The organism is Flavobacterium sp. F52 (genome assembly GCF_000278705.1).
GTDB lineage: Bacteria > Bacteroidota > Bacteroidia > Flavobacteriales > Flavobacteriaceae > Flavobacterium > Flavobacterium anhuiense.
Map to the genome: position 1 here is coordinate 146,626 of NZ_AKZQ01000034.1, position 16,607 is coordinate 163,232.

Here is a 16,607-nt window from a genome sequence, read left to right on the forward strand (position 1 = left end):
TTTATTTTAAATCGGCGTAAACTGTTTCTGGGCTTTGATTTTGAGGTTTAATTTCAGTTCCTTCTTTTAATGAAGCAACTCCTTCCAATACAATTTCATCACCAGGTTTCAAACCACTCGTCACCACATAATAGTTTCCTGCTGAATTATCAAGCACAGTGATATTCGCATTTCTTGTCTTTTTGTCTTTACCAACAACTACTGCGAACATTTTATCCTGAAGTTCAAAAGTGGCGCTTTGCGGTATTATAATCGCATCTTTTACGAAATTCGGAATCTGCACTGTTGTACTGCTTCCGCTTCTGATAACTCCTTTTGGGTTTGGGAAACGTGCTCTAAAATTTACGGTACCTGTTTCTGTATTGATTAATCCGTTTACAGTTTCTATTTTTCCTTTTTGATCATAAGTCGACCCGTCAGAAAGCACTAAAGAAACTTCGGGCATACTTTTTATTTTTTGGTTTAATGAACCTCCTGCATCTTTTGTGAAATTTAGCAGTACTTTTTCATTCATGGCAAAATAAGCATAGACATTACCAATACTTGAAACTGTTGTTAAAGGCTCTGCTGTATTTGAACTTACCAAACTTCCTAAACGAAACGGAATTGAACCTACAACTCCATTTACAGGGCTCGTTACAGTGGTATATCCTAAATTAACTTTAGCATTTACTAAAGCGGCATTGGCCTGAGCTAAAGATGCCATAGCCGACTCATAAGTGTATTGAGCAGATTCTAGATCGTATTTGCTGATAATCCCTTTTTCAACCAATGGTTTCACTTTATTTACAGCCAATTTTGCCGAGCTTACCTCTGCCTGAGCGCTTTTAATGCTTGCCGTTGCAGTACGAACTTGCTGTTCGTACTCTGGAGCACTGATTTTAAATAATGGTTGTCCTGCTTTCACGACTGCTCCTTCATCAACAAAAATTTTATCAATATAACCTTCCACTCTTGGGCGGATTTCTATGTTTTGCTGTCCTTGAATACTAGCAGGAAAATCGCTGTTCAAAGTCGCTGATTCCGGCTGTAATGTCACAGTTTTATATTCTTTAATCTGCGGTGCACCTCCGGCCTGAGCCGATTTATCATTTTTACCGCAAGAAGCGATAATAAGTGATGCTGCGAGAATGCTTAAAAATGATGGCTTATTCATTGTGAAAAATGTGTAATTATCGATTATATGCCAACAAAAGAAATAAAATATTACGCACGAAATTTTTCAAATAGACGAACAGCAAGAGACAATCGATAAAGATAAGATGAGAACCGATGGAATTTTTCAAAATATTAAACGACTGTTTAATTTTTATCTTATCGGCTCTAAAATGCTTTTTAGAGACTCTAAATACGGTTTTAGCGATTGCTCAAAATTTGTATTCAAATAAAATGTAATATTGTCGATATAAACTATAAATTGTAATGACACCGAATATTTTCAGACCTTATTTATTTACCGGATTACACATTCTTGGCTGGTCTTTATTAGGATATCTGATGCTGTTTTATATTCCGCTTACTTGGAATGTTGTGCTTCCGCAAGCATTCTGGCTTTGGCAGAGCATAGTACTAATTTTACTAATGGTTCTATTTTATTCTACAGCAAAAATCATAGTTCCAAAAACCATCATAAAAGACAACACTTCTCCTTTCTTGCTTTGGGCATTTGCGGCTGTTATTGCCATGCAGCTCATCGCTTATTTCTATACCTCACAAACCGATCTTCATAATCAGATTATGAAAGCTATTGGTTTTAAAAAATATAAAAATCCTTATTTTGACAATTATGTTTTTACTTTGACATTATTGGTTTTAGGAATAAGCACCAGTTGGGCCATGTTACAGCATTGGCAAAAAGCAGCGCAGCATAAACAGAAACTCGAACAAGACAAAACTGTAGCTGAGTTAGCAATGCTAAAAGCGCAAATCAATCCGCATTTTTTCTTTAATTCGCTTAATAGCATCTATTCATTAACGTATACCAACATTGAGGATTCTAGAAATGCGCTTCATACTTTAAGCCGCATGATGCGCTATTTGCTTTACAGCACGGAAGAAAAAACAACTTTGCTGAAAGAAGCTGAATTTATGAAAGATTTCATTGCTTTAATGAAACTTCGTGCCAATAGCAAACTGACCATTACAACAGATATTCCTGAAAAAATACACGATTACCCAATTGTTCCGATGTTATTATTACCTTTAGTAGAAAATGCTTTTAAACACGGCGTTCATGCCACAGATAAAAGTGAGATTTACATAAAGCTTACACAAAATGAAAGCGAATTGGAGTTTGAAGTAGAAAATACTTATTTCGAAAAAACAGCTGTTTCTGATGTGGGTGGAATTGGTTTAGCCAACACCAAGCGAAGATTACAATTGATTTATCCAAATCAGCATTTTATTTCTTTTGGAGTTACCGATCACGGAACGTATAAAATTAAGTTGAAGATAAATTTAGAGCAATGACAGTATTAAAATGTATAGCAGTAGATGACGAACCATTGGCTTTAAGATTGGTGCAAACTTTTATAGAGCAAACTCCGTTTTTAGAATTAATTTCTACTTGCGACAATGCCGTTGATGCCATGGGACTTATCAGGGAAACAAAACCCGATTTAGTTTTCTTGGATATCAATATGCCTAATTTAAGCGGAATGGAGCTGGCAAGATTAATACAGGATCAAGCTGGACCATTGCCAAAAATTATTTTTACGACTGCTTACAATCATTATGCAATTGAAGGGTATAAAGTAAATGCTGTAGATTATCTTTTAAAACCTTTCAGCTACGAAGAATTTCTGCGCGCCTCTAGCAAAGTTTTACAATTGTCTGAAGAAGCTAATAATCATTTTAATCCCATTGCTGCTGATGACGAGTTTATCTTTTTGAAAGTTGAATACCAATGGGTTAGAATTTCACTAAAAGATATCACGTACATTGAAAGCCTGAAAGATTATGTAAAAGTACATCTTGAGGATTCTCAGAAAGCTTTGTTATCGCTCATTTCCCTCAAAGCTTTAGAAGAAAAACTGCCTTCGTCAAAATTTATGCGAGTGCATCGTTCTTTCATTGTTTCATTAGATAAAATAAGCGCCATCAGCAAAAACTCCATTTTTATTGATAAAATTGAAATAGCAGTTGGCGAACAATATAAGGAAGCCTTTAAAACATTGGTCGATAAATGGCTGAAATAAAATTAGAATTACAAAATCATGGAAAAAAGATCAAACAAATATTACCTTACTTTAAGTCTTAAGGAATATGCAAACGGTGAAACGAAACCAGCAAAAGAACTCGGAATAGAATTTGACAATCACGACGAAATTTTTGGAATCATAGAAAAAATCAAACAAAAAAATATTTTTGCAAATGATTCAGAAGCAGTTCAATTTGCTTTAGGATTAAAATTGTTTAGCGAAATCAAATTAAAAAATCGCAAAAACCCTCTTTTTGACGAATTGAACGAAGTTTTTCCCATTTTCATGAAAAAATTAAAAAGTCTTTAAAATCTTCTTTAAAAATAAGGACTCAGCTCAATTTCTTGTAAAATAATAAATGTTAAATTTCTGCTAAGATGAAGACAATCCAATTCGTATTGGCAATATTTTATCACAATTTTCCGTTCCAATTAAGCATGTCCCACTAAATGCTTTTTCCAAAAGAAGTTTAATTTCTCTTTTGAAATTCTACTGCTCCATATAAAATGGCATCAGCATTTAGGCATTCTTAATTGAAAATAAACAGAGAATTCATTCGAAACTGACCATTTCAACCTTAATGAATCTCTATTCTTCTCTTTCGAAATGTTCGATAATGCAAAAATTTATTGTTAACCATTAAAATAAAAGCATTATGATAATTCAAAAAAGTATTTTTCTTCTTGCAGGAATTCTTGTTTTAGGCAGTTGCTCTAATAACGACAATACTGACGGAGGCACAGATCCAGGACCAACGGGACCTCCTGTAGAAACGGGAGCGGCAAATACGACTTATCAGCCCGCTTTTGCGGGGCAGACACGCGCAGGAAGTATCCAAACTACCACCGAAATTGAATCTAAAATTATTACCAGTGGCTTAAGTGCTCCTTGGGGAGTTGCTTATCTTCCTGACGGACGTCTGCTTGTAACTGAAAAAGCAGGCAAAATTAAAATCGTAACTCAAGCAGGTGTTATCAGTAATGCCTTAACTGGCGTTCCCGCTGTTAATCCAGATAGCCAAGGCGGATTGCTTGGAATTTGTCTAGATCCTGCATTTGCTACAAACCGAATGATTTACTGGGTGTTCTCTGAAGTTGTTGGGGGCGGAAATATTACCGCTGTTGCGAAAGGAAGAATTTCAGACGACGAAAAAGCAATTGAAAATGCAACCGTAATTTATCGTTCTAACACGCCAAACGCTAGCACACTGCATTACGGAGGGCGAGTTTTATTTGATAAAACTGGAAATTTATTTGTAAGCATTGGCGAGAGATCAGTTTTGGAAACACGTCCGTTGGCGCAATCTGTAACAAGCAGTTTGGGTAAAATTGTTCGTATCACAACAAGCGGACAGGCAGCACCAGGAAATCCAGCGTTTACTCAGGCTGGGGCTCTACCAGAACTTTATACCATCGGGCATAGAAATCCACAGGGATTAGCTATACATCCAACTACGGGCGAATTATGGCAAAGTGAACACGGGCCTAGAGGCGGTGACGAAATTAACCAAATTAAAGCTGGAGCAAATTACGGCTGGCCAACAATTACTTACGGAATTGAATATAGTGGTACGAAAATTGGAGAGGGTATTACGCAGCAAACCGGAATGGAACAGCCTGTTTATTATTGGGATCCTGTAGTTTCACCAAGCGGTATGACGTTTTACGCCGGAAAGCGCGTTCCAGAATGGCAAAATAATCTTTTTATTGGTTCTTTGAGCGGTATGCATATTGTACGCTTAGCTTTTAAAGACAATAAAGTGGCTGGAGAAGAAAGATTATTGGCTGGAGAAGGACAAAGATTTAGAGATATTACACAAGGAAAAGATGAAGCATTATACGCCGTTACCGATCAAGGAAGACTTTACAAAATAGATAAAAAGTAAACTTGTTCATCTATACATGCCAAAAAAACGCCCCAAATATGGGGCGTTTCGTGTTTTTAAGATTTTGTTTTTTTTAGTTTCAGGTTTCAAGTTTCAGGTTTCAGGTTTCAAGTTAAACGCAACGGAATAAAATCTGAAACATGGAACTTGAAACCTGAAACCTGAAACAAAAAACTTAAGCTTTTGCTTTTCTTTTTACCGTACAGCCAATTTCTTTCGTTTGCGTAATTGCTGGTTTCTGTCCGCTTTTTAATGACGCGATTACATCTTCGGCATATTTTATTTTTTGAGGATTATTCCCTTCTGGATCATTATCGATTGCTCCAACATATTCAACAACATTTCCTTTTGCTGTTTTAGAAACGATAAAAATATGAGGTGTACGCTTTGCTCCATACTCATCCGTAATTTTCTGTCCTGGATCAAACAAATATGGGAAAGGATATTTTTTGTCTTTTGCTAAATCTTGCATTTTAGCAAAAGTGTCTGCCGTAGAAGCTTCAGGATCATTTGGATTGATTGCAATCACTGGATATCCTTGCGGTTTAAATTTTTTATCCAAATCGATAATTCTCTGTTCATATCCAATTGCGTATGGACAAGTGTTACAGGTAAAAACTACAATATATCCTTTTGCATCTTTAAAAGTTCCGAAAGAAACTTCTTTGTTGTCCACATTTTTCAGTTTGAAATCTGGAGCTGCATCGCCCGCTTTAAGTGTTACCGCATTTTGTGCGTGAGATAGAAATGCAGAAAATGCTAATGCCAATAATAAGATTATTTTTTTCATAATGGTTTACAGTTTTTTATATTCAGTTAATAATTGTTCATAGGTAAATTCGCTTTCGACAAATTTTCGTTTGTCATTTTTAATAAAAAGTGTTGCAGGAATACTTCCAGACCAACTCGGATCAATTCTATCAATAAATTCTTGTGGGCTGCTTTCATTTAATAAAAAGACTTCATTCTTTAGATTCTTTCTTTTCACAAATGGAACTACGTTGGATTCTAATTTCGATTTAAAATCTAGACTTACTAACAAAACAGCCAGTTTTTCTGCTTTATGATCTGCTGCTAATTTCTCAAAATGCGGTAATTCTTTTATGCACGGCGCGCACCAAGTTGCCCAAAAGTTAACAACGTAAGTGCTATCTTTTCCGTTTTTAATTCTTTCATTAAGCTGATTGATATTAATTAGCTTCACATTCTGACTATAAGCAGAAACCGAAATAATACCGAATAAAAACATATAGAAAAGAGACTTAATTTTCATAAGAAGAATGCTTTAGAATTAATTTGTGTCTTACAAATATAAACTAATGAAATCTTACTTTTTGTTAATGAAAGTTTAATGATTTTTTTAGGTACCAAGTTGCAAAGAGGCAAAGTTTATTATCCCGATCCAAACCTATATATTCAGAAATGAAATCTCCTAGATTCTAGTCATGTTTTCTTGACTAATTGACTGGCTATGATATTCTGCTCAACTTTGCAGCATGTTCATAATCCGAGAGTACCTTTTAAAAATTACTATGAAAATACTGTCGATACTATTAATCCTGATTTTCAGTGTAAACTGTCAGTCACAAACAAATTCTAAAATGAGTGAAGACAAAACAAATCCGCTATTATGCGATCCTGTAAGCGGAATGTGCGAGATGCCTGCTGGCGAAAAATCGAATGCAAAAACGGTTATTCTAGCAGAAAACAAACCAGTCAAGATCATTTACTATACCGATCCTATTTGCTCTTCTTGTTGGGGAATTGAACCTCAGCTTAGAAAATTAAAACTAGAATATGGCGACTATTTTGAAATTGACTATCGAATGGGCGGCTTATTGCCTGATTGGAGCTATAATAGTGGCGGAATAAGCAAACCTTCTGATGTTGCGCATCATTGGGACGAAGCCAGTTTGTATTACGAAATGCCAATTGATGGAAATGTTTGGCTTGAAGATCCGTTAGATTCTTCATATCCATCATGCATTGCTATGAAAGCAGCGCAAATGCAGAATAAAGAAAAAGCGGTGAAATTTATGCGTATTCTTCGCGAAGAATTATATCTAAACAAAAAGAATATCGCAAAATGGGAAAACCTAGCAGAAGCTGCAAAAACTGCCGGATTGAATGTGGAAAAATTAAAAACGGATTATGATGGAGATGCTAAAAAGTTTTTTCAAGAAGATTTAAATCTAGGAAAAACTCTTGGTGTACGAGGTTTTCCAACTTTATTTTTGGCCGATGCCGATAATAACCAGCTGACTGTTTATGGCTCTAAACCTTATGCCTCTTATGAAAATGCTTTATTAGCCTTATTTCCTGAAGCAAAGAAGAAAAAATTCATGAATAGTAATTCATTGTCCATTTTTGAAGTTTATCCATCACTTGCTCCAAAGGAATATGCTGCTATTCACGATATTTCTGTTAGTGAGGCAAAAATAATTCTAGAGGAATTATTCAGCCAAGGAAAATTGGATAAAAAAACGATTAAAAATGGTTCGCTTTATATTAAAAAATAAGTAAAAATGAGAATATCTTATCGAAACATCTGATTGCCAAAACATATCACCTTAAGTGATCTTTAGAATTACAAAAGAGGTTCTTTAAAAATATACTCTTTATCATATTCAATCTCAAAAGCTCTCAGCTGTTTCTGGTATTCTTCTAAAAAAGTTTCTTTCTTGTGATGTTCTTCTTGGTTTTGAATATATCGAATGACATTTGGCACATGGCTTCTTGAATATGAAAATGCTCCGTAACCTTCTTGCCATGAGAAACCAGCTGACAATTTTTGCTCTTTAATCCATTTGCTGGTTTCTGTTTTTACATTCTGCACTAAATTAGAAATAGATTGTGTTGGACGCATCCCTATAAAAACATGTATATGATCTGGCATACTATTAATACATAACATTTTATGATTGTTTGCTTGAATTATACCCGTAATATATTGATGCAACTTGTCTTTCCATTCCTTTGCAATTAATGCTTTTCTGTATTTCACCGCAAATACAAATTGTATGTGCAATTGCGTATATGTATTTGCCATTACCGACCAAACGTTCCTACGGAACGAAAAAACATGATTAATTAAAGTTCTACCGATAAGATGTTCCTAGCGGAACATTTCTTTTCTCAACAAATGCAAATTTTAAAAATAATCACTTTTAATATGCCTTCTAAAAGTTTTTAGAATATTATTTTAAGACAAAAAAGTTCCACAGGAACATTTCTTTCTAGAATAGAAAAAAAATAAAAAATGTTCCGCTAGGAACATCTCATCGGTAGACAAAAAAAAGTTTTGTCGAGTTTCGTTCCGTAGGGGACGTTTGATTGGTTTATTAATTTCCTTCAAAATCAAATCCGCTACAACATCCAGAAAATATCAATCCAATAAAAAAATGTTCCGCTAGGAACATCTCATCGGTAGACAAAAAAAGTTTTGTCGAGTTTCGTCCCGTAGGGGACGTTTGATTGGTTTATTAAATTTCCATCAAAATCAAATCGGCTACAACATCTATTGCTTGATTGATAATACTTTCTGGAGATCCTTTAAACTCATAACGTTTGGCAATTTGTTTTTCTCCAAAAATAATATGAATAAAAATAGTCCCCACAGGCTTTGACTCGCTTTCACTTCCTCCTGGTGTTGTCAGTCCTGTTAACCCGACACAGATATCCGAACCCACATAGCGGTAAAAATTTTGAGCCATTAACTTGGTTACCTCTGCAGATTCTGCACTATACTGTTCAATGGTTCCCCACGGGATATGAAGCAAATCTTCTTTCATTGAAGAATGATAACATACTATTCCTCCTATGAGAATTTTTCCCGAATTAAGAACTGTCGAAAATTCGTAACACATTTTTCCAGCCGAAGCGCTTTCCGCAAATGATATTGTGAGGTTCTTTTCTATTAAAGTCTGACAGCATGCGGTTACCTTATCTGACGCCATATTGATTTTAAATTTAATTACACGTTAATTTCAACCCAAATGTAGATTGTTATGATATAGTAAACTTACATAATTTCTTACAATATTTACATTATAAGTAACTGTTAATTATGCAACTATGGCTTATTTTTTTATAAGAACTTCCTTCTCTTAACGCACTAAATTTGTAAAAACAGCTTTTAAAGTCATTTATAATCCGAAAAAAATGTAAAAGCCTAAATGCCATGACTTTTAAAAGCAGGACAAGACAATTACAGTAAACTGTAAAGATTTGCAGGTTTTCGTATGAAGATTCAATCTTTGAAAAATTAATAATCAAAAAACACTATTATGGAAAAGCAACACAACCATGATTATGGTCAATTTGATCCTGATTATATCGAACAAAATACTCTTCTCGACGGTACTTACTCTAATGAAGACGAGTTTAAACAAGTTTTACATAAACATGACAATCGAGAATTTGGCGAAAGCGATCCTGATTATTATGAACAAAATACGCTGATTGACAATGACAATTATGCACGAGATGAAGATCCGTATCAGTATCAGGAAGAGTTTATTGAAGATCCATCGCATCCTAAGGGAGATTTTGAGCCGAATACAAATATCCGTTCAGAAAATATTCCGAATCAGGAAAGAATTGTTAATGAAGATGATGCCATTACAAACGATGGTACACAAGATGATTTAAATGATGAATATGATCCTGATTTGGATTATGAAAATGATCTGGAAAAAGACGTCGATCTGGATAAGGATGAAGAATTGGATGATTTTGATGCAGAACATTATCCTGAAAATCACCCAAGAGAATAACAAAATTTCGTAAATTGTAAAGCATTAGGCGATATGACTTTAGCCACTCAAATTGTCTGGCTTTTTGTACTAGCAATTCCAATTGCTTGCATCAGCTGGACTGTCACACACGAAGAGATTTTTAGAGAACCGCATGAATGGTGTGTCAGACATTCTAAAAATGACAAATACATACTGTCAAGGAAGTTTTTTTATCTCCTTACGTGTGAATATTGCTTTAGTCATTACGTTACAATTGCATTTCTGATTATCTGCGGTTATAAACTTTTGTTAAATGACTGGAGAGGATATATTTTGGCAGGGTTTTCTCTAGTTTTTATGGCAAATGTCTACATGAGTCTTTTTGCTCTTTTGCGCCAGGCCATAAAAAAGGAAAAGGTCGAAATTGAGAAAATTGAGAGTGAAACTGACACTGAAAACAGTAAAAATTAAAAATAACAAAAAAGTATAATTAAAATTAATTGGCATTATGGAGAATTTAAATTTTATAGACCCATTATTACACGGAATTAAACCTGAAAGCAAACCGTTAAATCTGTCAGTAAAACAAATGGTATGTGCTGGAGTTGGTGCTCTTTTAGCATCGGCAGTTTTGAAGAAAACCGGACATCCAAAAGCAAGTGCTGTTGTAGGAAGTCTTGCATTACCAATTTTGGCATCGGCATGTTATAAAAAATATAGTCAAGTATCTAAAGACAAAATTGATGCTAAATCAAGCAGCGGTATCGAATACAATCACTAATCGTTTATAAACTATCATAAAAAAGAGCGCTTATTTAGAATAAGCGCTCTTTTTGTTTTTTCGAGAAGATTAGTTAAGAAATATTTCCTTCAACCCAATTTAATGCTTTATTGAAATCAACTTTTTTATATCCGCGAAACTCTCCCGGAACAATATAGCTGAACCCATTGGTGAAAGAAATGATTTCGTCTGTATCAGTAACAATTGCTGCCCTATTCCATTTTCCAAGATTTTTCAAACCAAGAAGAGCATCTTGCAGCCACGCTCCCGCTGTAAAATTCTCAATATCGGTATCCAGAACCAATAAGAAATTAATCTCATTTGTCTGTTTTACCAAATGTTCAACGGCTGGAGTTACTGTTGTCACAAAATCTTCTTTTGTCACTTCTGCCAATGCTCTAAAGGCAACAATATTATCTGTAGTATCAATTTGATGTATCATGATTTTTATACTTTTTGAGTTATTAATGATGTTTTTATTTGAGACATTTGAAAATGTAAATTTCAACTCAAATTTACTTATTATCAATCAGATACGGATTATATTTAACTATTCATTTATTATATTTTTTTAAGGCTGAAAGTGACAAAATCCCTAAGAGACAAAGGTTTCTTTGATTGCGGAAAATTCTTTGCGTTAGATGCACTGCAGTGCATCTCTACAATTCTATACTGGATGTCATTCCAAAAAACCTTTTAACCTTTGTCACTTTGCAACTATTAACCTCAAAAAAAAGCCTGCTTTTTTTGAAAACAGGCTTTTTGGAAAAAAATAAAAAATAAACTAACACACAAACTTTAAAGATTTTAAGTGACAAAGTTTTTTAATTGCTAAAAAATTCATTGTAAATATTAATGTTAGATTTAGTGCTTTACTTTGTGCCTTTGCACCTTTGTCACTTTGTTACTTTGTTACTCTAAAAAACAAACTTAATTGTATCCTTGGTTTTGTTTGAATTCCTTAGTCACATCAATTGTTGACTGTGGAATTGGGAATACTCTTCTGTAAGGTTGTGAAGCAGCTTTTGCGGTTCCAGGAAGATCAAATTTTCCGAAACGGATCATTTGCGGTCTTCTGTATAACTCCCAATATAATTCAAAACCAATCTCGTTATATAAAACGTTTTGGTCGATTGCTGTTAAAGCTTTTCCTGGTGTACTTCCATATAAAGATTCTCTTTTTCTGCTGGTGCGCAATTTGTTCAAATCTTCCATTGCCTGAGCCGTATTTCCTTTTCTGAAATACGCTTCGGCTCTCATCGTGTAAATTCCACCTAGACGGTATAATGGAATATCAACATTACTGTTTCCGTTTCCTCCTTCTGGATCAAATTCATATTTAAACACACGTGCTCCTTGATTGATTTCGTTTTGAGCAAAAACTGCCTGAGCTGGATTCTTAAAGGTTAAAGAAGGCGTAAAATCCATTCTCGTTGTTGTGCTTTTTTCCATGTATAATGGAGAGACTTTTATACGTCCGTTAACCATTTCCAATGAACCAGATGACAATAAGATTGGTCCATATTGTGGTCCATACTGAATTCCTCTATTAAAATGGAACCAAGGCAAATTAGCACTTTTCGGTACAATGTCTGTTGCTGGAACACTAATATCTGTTCCATCATTCATAAACCACGTTCCGTCAGTATATTGGTATTTTTGCTGAAATCTCGGATCGTCATGATTGCCGTCCCATGTTGCAAAAAACTCAGGTGTTGTACAAGCCGCGTTGGTTCCTCTATTTGCAGCAGAAGTTCTCTGGTTACGCTCCATACACACATAAGCAAAACTGTTAGAACCATTTCTGATGTAATCAATCTTCTGAGAAATCGCAAAAATCAATTCTTTTCCTTTGTCATTGTCTCTTGCAAAGTTTTTGAAATAATCACTTTCTAAAGAATATTTTCCAGAATCAATCAATAATGAAGTATAATAAATTACACGATCCATATCTGTTCCTGTACCCGTTGCTGCCGCTTCAGTAAAATTAAAGCTTGAAGATGCATTATAACGATCTTTAAAAACAGCACGATTCAAATACATCTGCGCTAAAAATCCATACGCCGCTTCTTTTGTAAATCTTCCATGATGCGTCTGCTGTGTTCCCATTTCTGCCAAATCTGGCAATAAAGCTTCGACATCTTTTATCAATTGATCGATTTGCGTATCGGCTTTTAAAATCTGTAAAGGCGCATTTGGATTCATCGGGTCTCTATAAGGCGCTTGACCGTACAAATCTAAAGTTGTGTATAAATAATATGCTAAAAGTCCTTTCGCTTCCGCTAAAAACAATTTCTTCTCTGGAATTGAGCTTTCTTCAACCGATTGAATAGCTGTTAATGAACGTGTAATTCCGTTTGTCAATTTATTCCAGTTATCTACCACAATTGCATTATCCGATTTCCAAGTAAACTCATGCATGTCTCTCCATTTTCCTCCGTCTCCCCAGTCACTTCCACGAGTCGGCAGGATGGCCTCATCTGTCGTATATTCCTGTAAAGAGAAAACACCGCCGTGATCTACAAAAGTTCCATCTCCCAAACGGTCATAAGCTGCTGCAAGAGCTCCGGCAGGATTTGATGCATCTTCTCCCAAAACCTCATCCAGAACAACTTCGTCAAGATTGGTACAGCTTGCAAAAAGCCATATAAAAGAGAATATCGCTAATGTTTTAATATTAAAAATTGTATTTGTCTTCATAATAATTATAGTTTTAAAGTTGCTCCAAAACTGAATGTTCTAGAAGTTGGATAACTCGCATAATCAATACCGATAGATTGGTTTCCTCCGTTAGATTTCGGACTGTTGATTAACGGATCGTAACCTGTGTAATTCGTAATCGTAATTAAGTTTTGACCTGTAATATAAAGTGTTAATCCGTTGATCCAGTTCAATCCTTTTAAATCAAAATTGTAACCAATACGAGCTGTATTCAATCGGATAAAGTCTGATTTTTCTAAGAATAAAGTGGACAAAATTGGTGAGTTTGCAGGATTTGCCCCAGACTCATAATAATTTATAGCCACGTTACGGTCAGATGCAAGGTTATTGATATTTAATGCATTTAAACCTGTGTTGTTCAACAAATAGCCTCCCGTTTGCCCGATGATAGAAAATGAGAATGTAAAGTTTTTGTATCTCATATCACTATTAAATCCGTAATAGAAAGTTGGTAAAGCTCCTTCGATAATGATTCTGTCGCTATTGTCAATTTTACCGTCTCCATTTTGATCTTTAAAGATATTTGCTCCGTTGGCATCAAAACCAATATGTTCCAACAAATAGAATGATCCTGCTGCGTATCCGCTTTTGTAGATATTCGCATTTACACCCGATTGCCCAGGACCAGAAATTGTTCCTGTCAAAATTTCTGAAACCGGAAGATCTTCAATTTTATTATGAAGCGTTGCTCCATTCATATCAATATTCCAAGAGAAGTTTTTAGTGTCCACTATTTTTGAACCTAACATAAACTCGATTCCTTTATTGATGATTTTACCATCAATATTCGTCCAGATTGTAGTTGTTGGGCTCAAAGCTTGAGATGGAACATTTAAAATCGCATCGGTAGTCGTTTTATTGAAATAATCTAATGTTCCGTACAATTTATCATTCCATAAATTGAAATCTAAACCTACGTTGTATTGCGTTACAACTTCCCATTTCAAATCAGGATTTGGTGTTCTGTTTACAGAAACTCCATTCACTAGATTCAAATCGTCGTATAAATAATATCCATCAGCTCCAGATAAAGAGTAGCTTGCTTGCGTAATTTTGTTTTCAACTTCTTGGTTTCCTGTCTGTCCCCAGCTTGCTCTTAGTTTTAAATTGTTCAAAGTAGAAGAATCTCTTAAGAAACTTTCGTTAGCAATATTCCATCCTAAGGCAAATGATGGGAAATAACCGTATTTGTTGTTTTTACCAAAACGAGTAGAACCATCACCTCTCATAGAAGCTGTTAAAAGATATCTGTTATCAAAACTGTAATTCAATCTTCCAAAATAAGACTGCAATTCGTTTTCTTGCGCGTAACCTGTTGTTCCAGATTGCGTGCCTTTAAAACCAGGATTGATTGAAGGCGGAACTCCCTCACCTTGATTTGCGATTCCGTCAATGCTGAAACTTGTACCCGATCTTTCAAATTTTTGGTATGAAAAACCACCCAAAGCTTCAATTTTATGTTTATCCAAATTCAAATTGTACGTTAGATAATGCTCAACTAAAGAGTTTTTAGAATCTAAATTATTCTGAACATATTTCCCTTTCGGATTCAAATCGGTTAAGTTTGGAAAAATAGTGGTGTTTCTCTCTGCCATCGAACGATCCACACCTATGTTCAATTTATATTCTAATCCGTCAATAATTCTAAGAGACGCTTCTAAGTTTCCTAAAACTCTCAACGTTCTAGTTTGATCTTGATAAATGCTCAACAAATACGCTGGGTTGTAATGCGCATTCATATTGAAATTGGTATAATTTCCATTCGCATCAAAAACAGAACGGGTCGGGTTTGCCATTAAAGTATGCACAATCAATTGTCCGTTTGAACCACCGTCATCACTTGTTGGAACACCGTCATCTTTAGTTTCACTCGCCGTAAGATTCATTTTTACTTTCAAACGTTTGTTATCCAAAAATGATTCAGCTGCATTAATTCTTCCAGAAAGACGTTTGAAATTACTGTTGCGAACCACACCTTCCTGATCCATTTGAGCAATCGAAGCGTAATAGTTTCCAGAATCTGTCTGTTTAGAAAAAGATAGCGAATTGTTTGTTGTAATAGCTGTTCTGTAAATTACATCTTGCCAATCTGTACTTCCACCGTGATCAAACGCTTTATCTTTAATGGCATTTCTATATTCGCCAGCGCTTAAAACATCAAGTTTGTTAGCCACAGTTGCAACTCCAGTATAAGTATCAAAAGTTAATGTTCCTTCACCTTTAGATCCTTTTTTAGTGGTTACCAAAACCACTCCGTTAGATCCTCTTGCTCCATAAATGGCAGAAGCCGACGCATCTTTCAAAACCGTAATCGATTCGATATCACTTGTATTTAAAAAGTTCAATGGATTTTTAGCCGAAGAAGTTCCAAATCCAACATTACTTCCCGACGGACTCACATCGTCATTAGACAAAGGCACACCGTCTACAACAAACAAAGGCGTACTTCCGCTTCTAATAGATCCAACCCCACGAATGGTTACATTTACTCCCGCTCCTGGCTCACCACTTGTATTTACAACACGCACACCAGCCACTTTTCCTTGTATTAAATTGTCTACAGAAACGTTTACACCTTGTTTGAAGTTTGCTGCTTCCAATTGTGTAACCGCACCAGTAACGTCTTTTTTAGATTGTTTTCCGTAACCTACAACCAAAACCTCGTTTAATTCCGCTGTATTTGGCTCTAATTGAATGGTCATAAAACCAGTTTGTGCGGCAACTGTTTTAGTTTTATAACCCATATAAGAAATGTCAATCGTTTTTCCTTCTCCAACTGTAATTTCAAATTCTCCATCGAAATTAGTTACCGTTGAATTTGACGAACTTGTTTCTGTAATTGTCGCTCCAGGAATCGGCAGTTTATTTTCATCAACCACTTTTCCCTTTACTTTAATTCTGTCAACCGCTTTAGTATTAACTGCTTTTGGCACGGCTGTTTTTTGAATTAAAACTAGTTTTCCATTAATGTTATAATTGAAATTTGCTTTTTGTGAAAGATCATTCAAAATCGCTGTAATAGACTCATTGTTATAATTTACTGTATAAGTTGTATTATCTGCGATTACAGCTTGTCCATAGCTGAATTTGTAATCGGTTTGTTGTGTTAATTTTGAAAAAATAGAAACAAGGGTAGCTTTTTCTATTTTATTTGTTACTTTTGGCTCTTTTAGCAAATTAGTTTTACTATAACCGCTCTGAAAGGCAAGTAAAGCCAGAACTAAAAAGACAAAACTCTTTAGATTTAAATAAGAAGGTTTAAAATACATGATTTAAGTAATTGT

The 16,607-nt window shown here is 34.9% G+C and carries 16 protein-coding genes; 8 read left to right on the forward strand and 8 right to left on the reverse strand.

Translation table 11 applies throughout. The features are described 5' to 3' along the window. Nucleotide 1: 1 nt before the first annotated feature. Nucleotides 2–1,156: an efflux RND transporter periplasmic adaptor subunit gene (locus tag FF52_RS17300; RefSeq protein WP_008467540.1), complete on the reverse strand. Its 1,155-nt coding sequence runs from the start codon at nt 1,154–1,156 to the stop codon at nt 2–4. 266 nt (nt 1,157–1,422) lie between these two features. Here FF52_RS17300 and FF52_RS17305 point away from each other — a divergent pair, with 266 nt between their 5' ends. The 4 genes from FF52_RS17305 (at nt 1,423) to FF52_RS17320 (ending at nt 5,085) form a co-directional block, all read left to right on the forward strand. Then, nucleotides 1,423–2,469 (forward strand): sensor histidine kinase, encoded by a 1,047-nt coding sequence (locus tag FF52_RS17305; protein ID WP_008467541.1) that lies wholly within the window; start codon nt 1,423–1,425, stop codon nt 2,467–2,469. Next, complete coding sequence (locus FF52_RS17310; protein ID WP_008467544.1) at nt 2,466–3,197, forward strand: LytR/AlgR family response regulator transcription factor; 732 nt, start codon at nt 2,466–2,468, stop codon at nt 3,195–3,197. Before FF52_RS17305 ends, FF52_RS17310 begins: the two co-directional genes overlap by 4 nt. Before the next feature lie 18 nt (nt 3,198–3,215). Continuing rightward, nucleotides 3,216–3,509 carry a DUF3861 domain-containing protein gene (locus FF52_RS17315; protein WP_008467546.1) on the forward strand — a complete coding sequence of 98 codons (294 nt, stop codon included), beginning with the start codon at nt 3,216–3,218 and terminating at the stop codon, nt 3,507–3,509. 346 nt (nt 3,510–3,855) lie between these two features. Further along, nucleotides 3,856–5,085, forward strand: coding sequence for a PQQ-dependent sugar dehydrogenase (locus FF52_RS17320; protein WP_008467548.1), 1,230 nt, complete (start codon nt 3,856–3,858; stop codon nt 5,083–5,085). 175 nt (nt 5,086–5,260) lie between these two features. Here FF52_RS17320 and FF52_RS17325 read toward each other — a convergent pair whose 3' ends face one another. Further along, nucleotides 5,261–5,875: a thioredoxin family protein gene (locus tag FF52_RS17325; RefSeq protein ID WP_008467550.1), complete on the reverse strand. Its 615-nt coding sequence runs from the start codon at nt 5,873–5,875 to the stop codon at nt 5,261–5,263. A gap of 6 nt (nt 5,876–5,881) precedes the next feature. Further along, the gene (locus tag FF52_RS17330) at nt 5,882–6,358 is read right to left on the reverse strand and encodes a TlpA disulfide reductase family protein (protein ID WP_035691815.1); all 477 of its coding nucleotides are present in this window, start codon (nt 6,356–6,358) and stop codon (nt 5,882–5,884) included. 328 nt (nt 6,359–6,686) lie between these two features. Here FF52_RS17330 and FF52_RS17335 point away from each other — a divergent pair, with 328 nt between their 5' ends. After that, nucleotides 6,687–7,604, forward strand: coding sequence for a DsbA family protein (locus FF52_RS17335; RefSeq protein WP_008467554.1), 918 nt, complete (start codon nt 6,687–6,689; stop codon nt 7,602–7,604). Nucleotides 7,605–7,672: 68 nt separating this feature from the next. On the opposite strand, the gene tnpA is transcribed toward FF52_RS17335, so the two are convergent. Further along, nucleotides 7,673–8,134, reverse strand: a complete 462-nt coding sequence (gene tnpA / locus FF52_RS17340) for an IS200/IS605 family transposase (protein ID WP_008467555.1) — start codon at nt 8,132–8,134, stop codon at nt 7,673–7,675. Nucleotides 8,135–8,567: 433 nt separating this feature from the next. Continuing rightward, nucleotides 8,568–9,041: a CinA family protein gene (locus FF52_RS17345; RefSeq protein ID WP_008467556.1), complete on the reverse strand. Its 474-nt coding sequence runs from the start codon at nt 9,039–9,041 to the stop codon at nt 8,568–8,570. Nucleotides 9,042–9,371: 330 nt separating this feature from the next. On the opposite strand from FF52_RS17345, the gene FF52_RS17350 reads away from it, so the two are divergent. The 3 genes from FF52_RS17350 to FF52_RS17360 are packed head-to-tail and all read left to right on the forward strand — an operon-like array spanning nt 9,372 to nt 10,602. Next, nucleotides 9,372–9,860, forward strand: a complete 489-nt coding sequence (locus tag FF52_RS17350; RefSeq protein WP_008467557.1) for a hypothetical protein — start codon at nt 9,372–9,374, stop codon at nt 9,858–9,860. A gap of 33 nt (nt 9,861–9,893) precedes the next feature. Beyond that, nucleotides 9,894–10,292: a hypothetical protein gene (locus tag FF52_RS17355; protein WP_008467558.1), complete on the forward strand. Its 399-nt coding sequence runs from the start codon at nt 9,894–9,896 to the stop codon at nt 10,290–10,292. A gap of 37 nt (nt 10,293–10,329) precedes the next feature. Further along, nucleotides 10,330–10,602, forward strand: a complete 273-nt coding sequence (locus tag FF52_RS17360; protein WP_008467559.1) for a PrgI family protein — start codon at nt 10,330–10,332, stop codon at nt 10,600–10,602. 73 nt (nt 10,603–10,675) lie between these two features. Here the strand turns inward: FF52_RS17360 and FF52_RS17365 are convergent, their stop codons facing one another. The 3 genes from FF52_RS17365 to FF52_RS17375 all read right to left on the reverse strand — a co-directional run bounded on the left by FF52_RS17365 (nt 10,676) and on the right by FF52_RS17375 (nt 16,592). Continuing rightward, entirely contained in the window at nt 10,676–11,044 is a 369-nt protein-coding gene (locus FF52_RS17365; RefSeq protein ID WP_008467560.1) for an STAS/SEC14 domain-containing protein, read from the reverse strand. Nucleotides 11,045–11,532: 488 nt separating this feature from the next. Next, nucleotides 11,533–13,302, reverse strand: a complete 1,770-nt coding sequence (locus tag FF52_RS17370) for a RagB/SusD family nutrient uptake outer membrane protein (protein WP_008467561.1) — start codon at nt 13,300–13,302, stop codon at nt 11,533–11,535. A 5-nt stretch (nt 13,303–13,307) separates the two neighbouring features. Further along, nucleotides 13,308–16,592, reverse strand: coding sequence for a SusC/RagA family TonB-linked outer membrane protein (locus tag FF52_RS17375; protein ID WP_008467562.1), 3,285 nt, complete (start codon nt 16,590–16,592; stop codon nt 13,308–13,310). Nucleotides 16,593–16,607: the final 15 nt, after the last annotated feature.

Bases quoted from the DNA above. Each gene is read 5' to 3' on its own strand.
- FF52_RS17300 (WP_008467540.1), bottom strand. From the start codon at position 1,156: ATGAATAAGCCATCATTTTTAAGCATTCTCGCAGCATCACTTATTATC.
- FF52_RS17305 (WP_008467541.1), top strand. From the start codon at position 1,423: ATGACACCGAATATTTTCAGACCTTATTTATTTACCGGATTACACATT.
- FF52_RS17310 (WP_008467544.1), top strand. From the start codon at position 2,466: ATGACAGTATTAAAATGTATAGCAGTAGATGACGAACCATTGGCTTTA.
- FF52_RS17315 (WP_008467546.1), top strand. From the start codon at position 3,216: ATGGAAAAAAGATCAAACAAATATTACCTTACTTTAAGTCTTAAGGAA.
- FF52_RS17320 (WP_008467548.1), top strand. From the start codon at position 3,856: ATGATAATTCAAAAAAGTATTTTTCTTCTTGCAGGAATTCTTGTTTTA.
- FF52_RS17325 (WP_008467550.1), bottom strand. From the start codon at position 5,875: ATGAAAAAAATAATCTTATTATTGGCATTAGCATTTTCTGCATTTCTA.
- FF52_RS17330 (WP_035691815.1), bottom strand. From the start codon at position 6,358: ATGAAAATTAAGTCTCTTTTCTATATGTTTTTATTCGGTATTATTTCG.
- FF52_RS17335 (WP_008467554.1), top strand. From the start codon at position 6,687: ATGAGTGAAGACAAAACAAATCCGCTATTATGCGATCCTGTAAGCGGA.
- tnpA (WP_008467555.1), bottom strand. From the start codon at position 8,134: ATGGCAAATACATATACGCAATTGCACATACAATTTGTATTTGCGGTG.
- FF52_RS17345 (WP_008467556.1), bottom strand. From the start codon at position 9,041: ATGGCGTCAGATAAGGTAACCGCATGCTGTCAGACTTTAATAGAAAAG.
- FF52_RS17350 (WP_008467557.1), top strand. From the start codon at position 9,372: ATGGAAAAGCAACACAACCATGATTATGGTCAATTTGATCCTGATTAT.
- FF52_RS17355 (WP_008467558.1), top strand. From the start codon at position 9,894: ATGACTTTAGCCACTCAAATTGTCTGGCTTTTTGTACTAGCAATTCCA.
- FF52_RS17360 (WP_008467559.1), top strand. From the start codon at position 10,330: ATGGAGAATTTAAATTTTATAGACCCATTATTACACGGAATTAAACCT.
- FF52_RS17365 (WP_008467560.1), bottom strand. From the start codon at position 11,044: ATGATACATCAAATTGATACTACAGATAATATTGTTGCCTTTAGAGCA.
- FF52_RS17370 (WP_008467561.1), bottom strand. From the start codon at position 13,302: ATGAAGACAAATACAATTTTTAATATTAAAACATTAGCGATATTCTCT.
- FF52_RS17375 (WP_008467562.1), bottom strand. From the start codon at position 16,592: ATGTATTTTAAACCTTCTTATTTAAATCTAAAGAGTTTTGTCTTTTTA.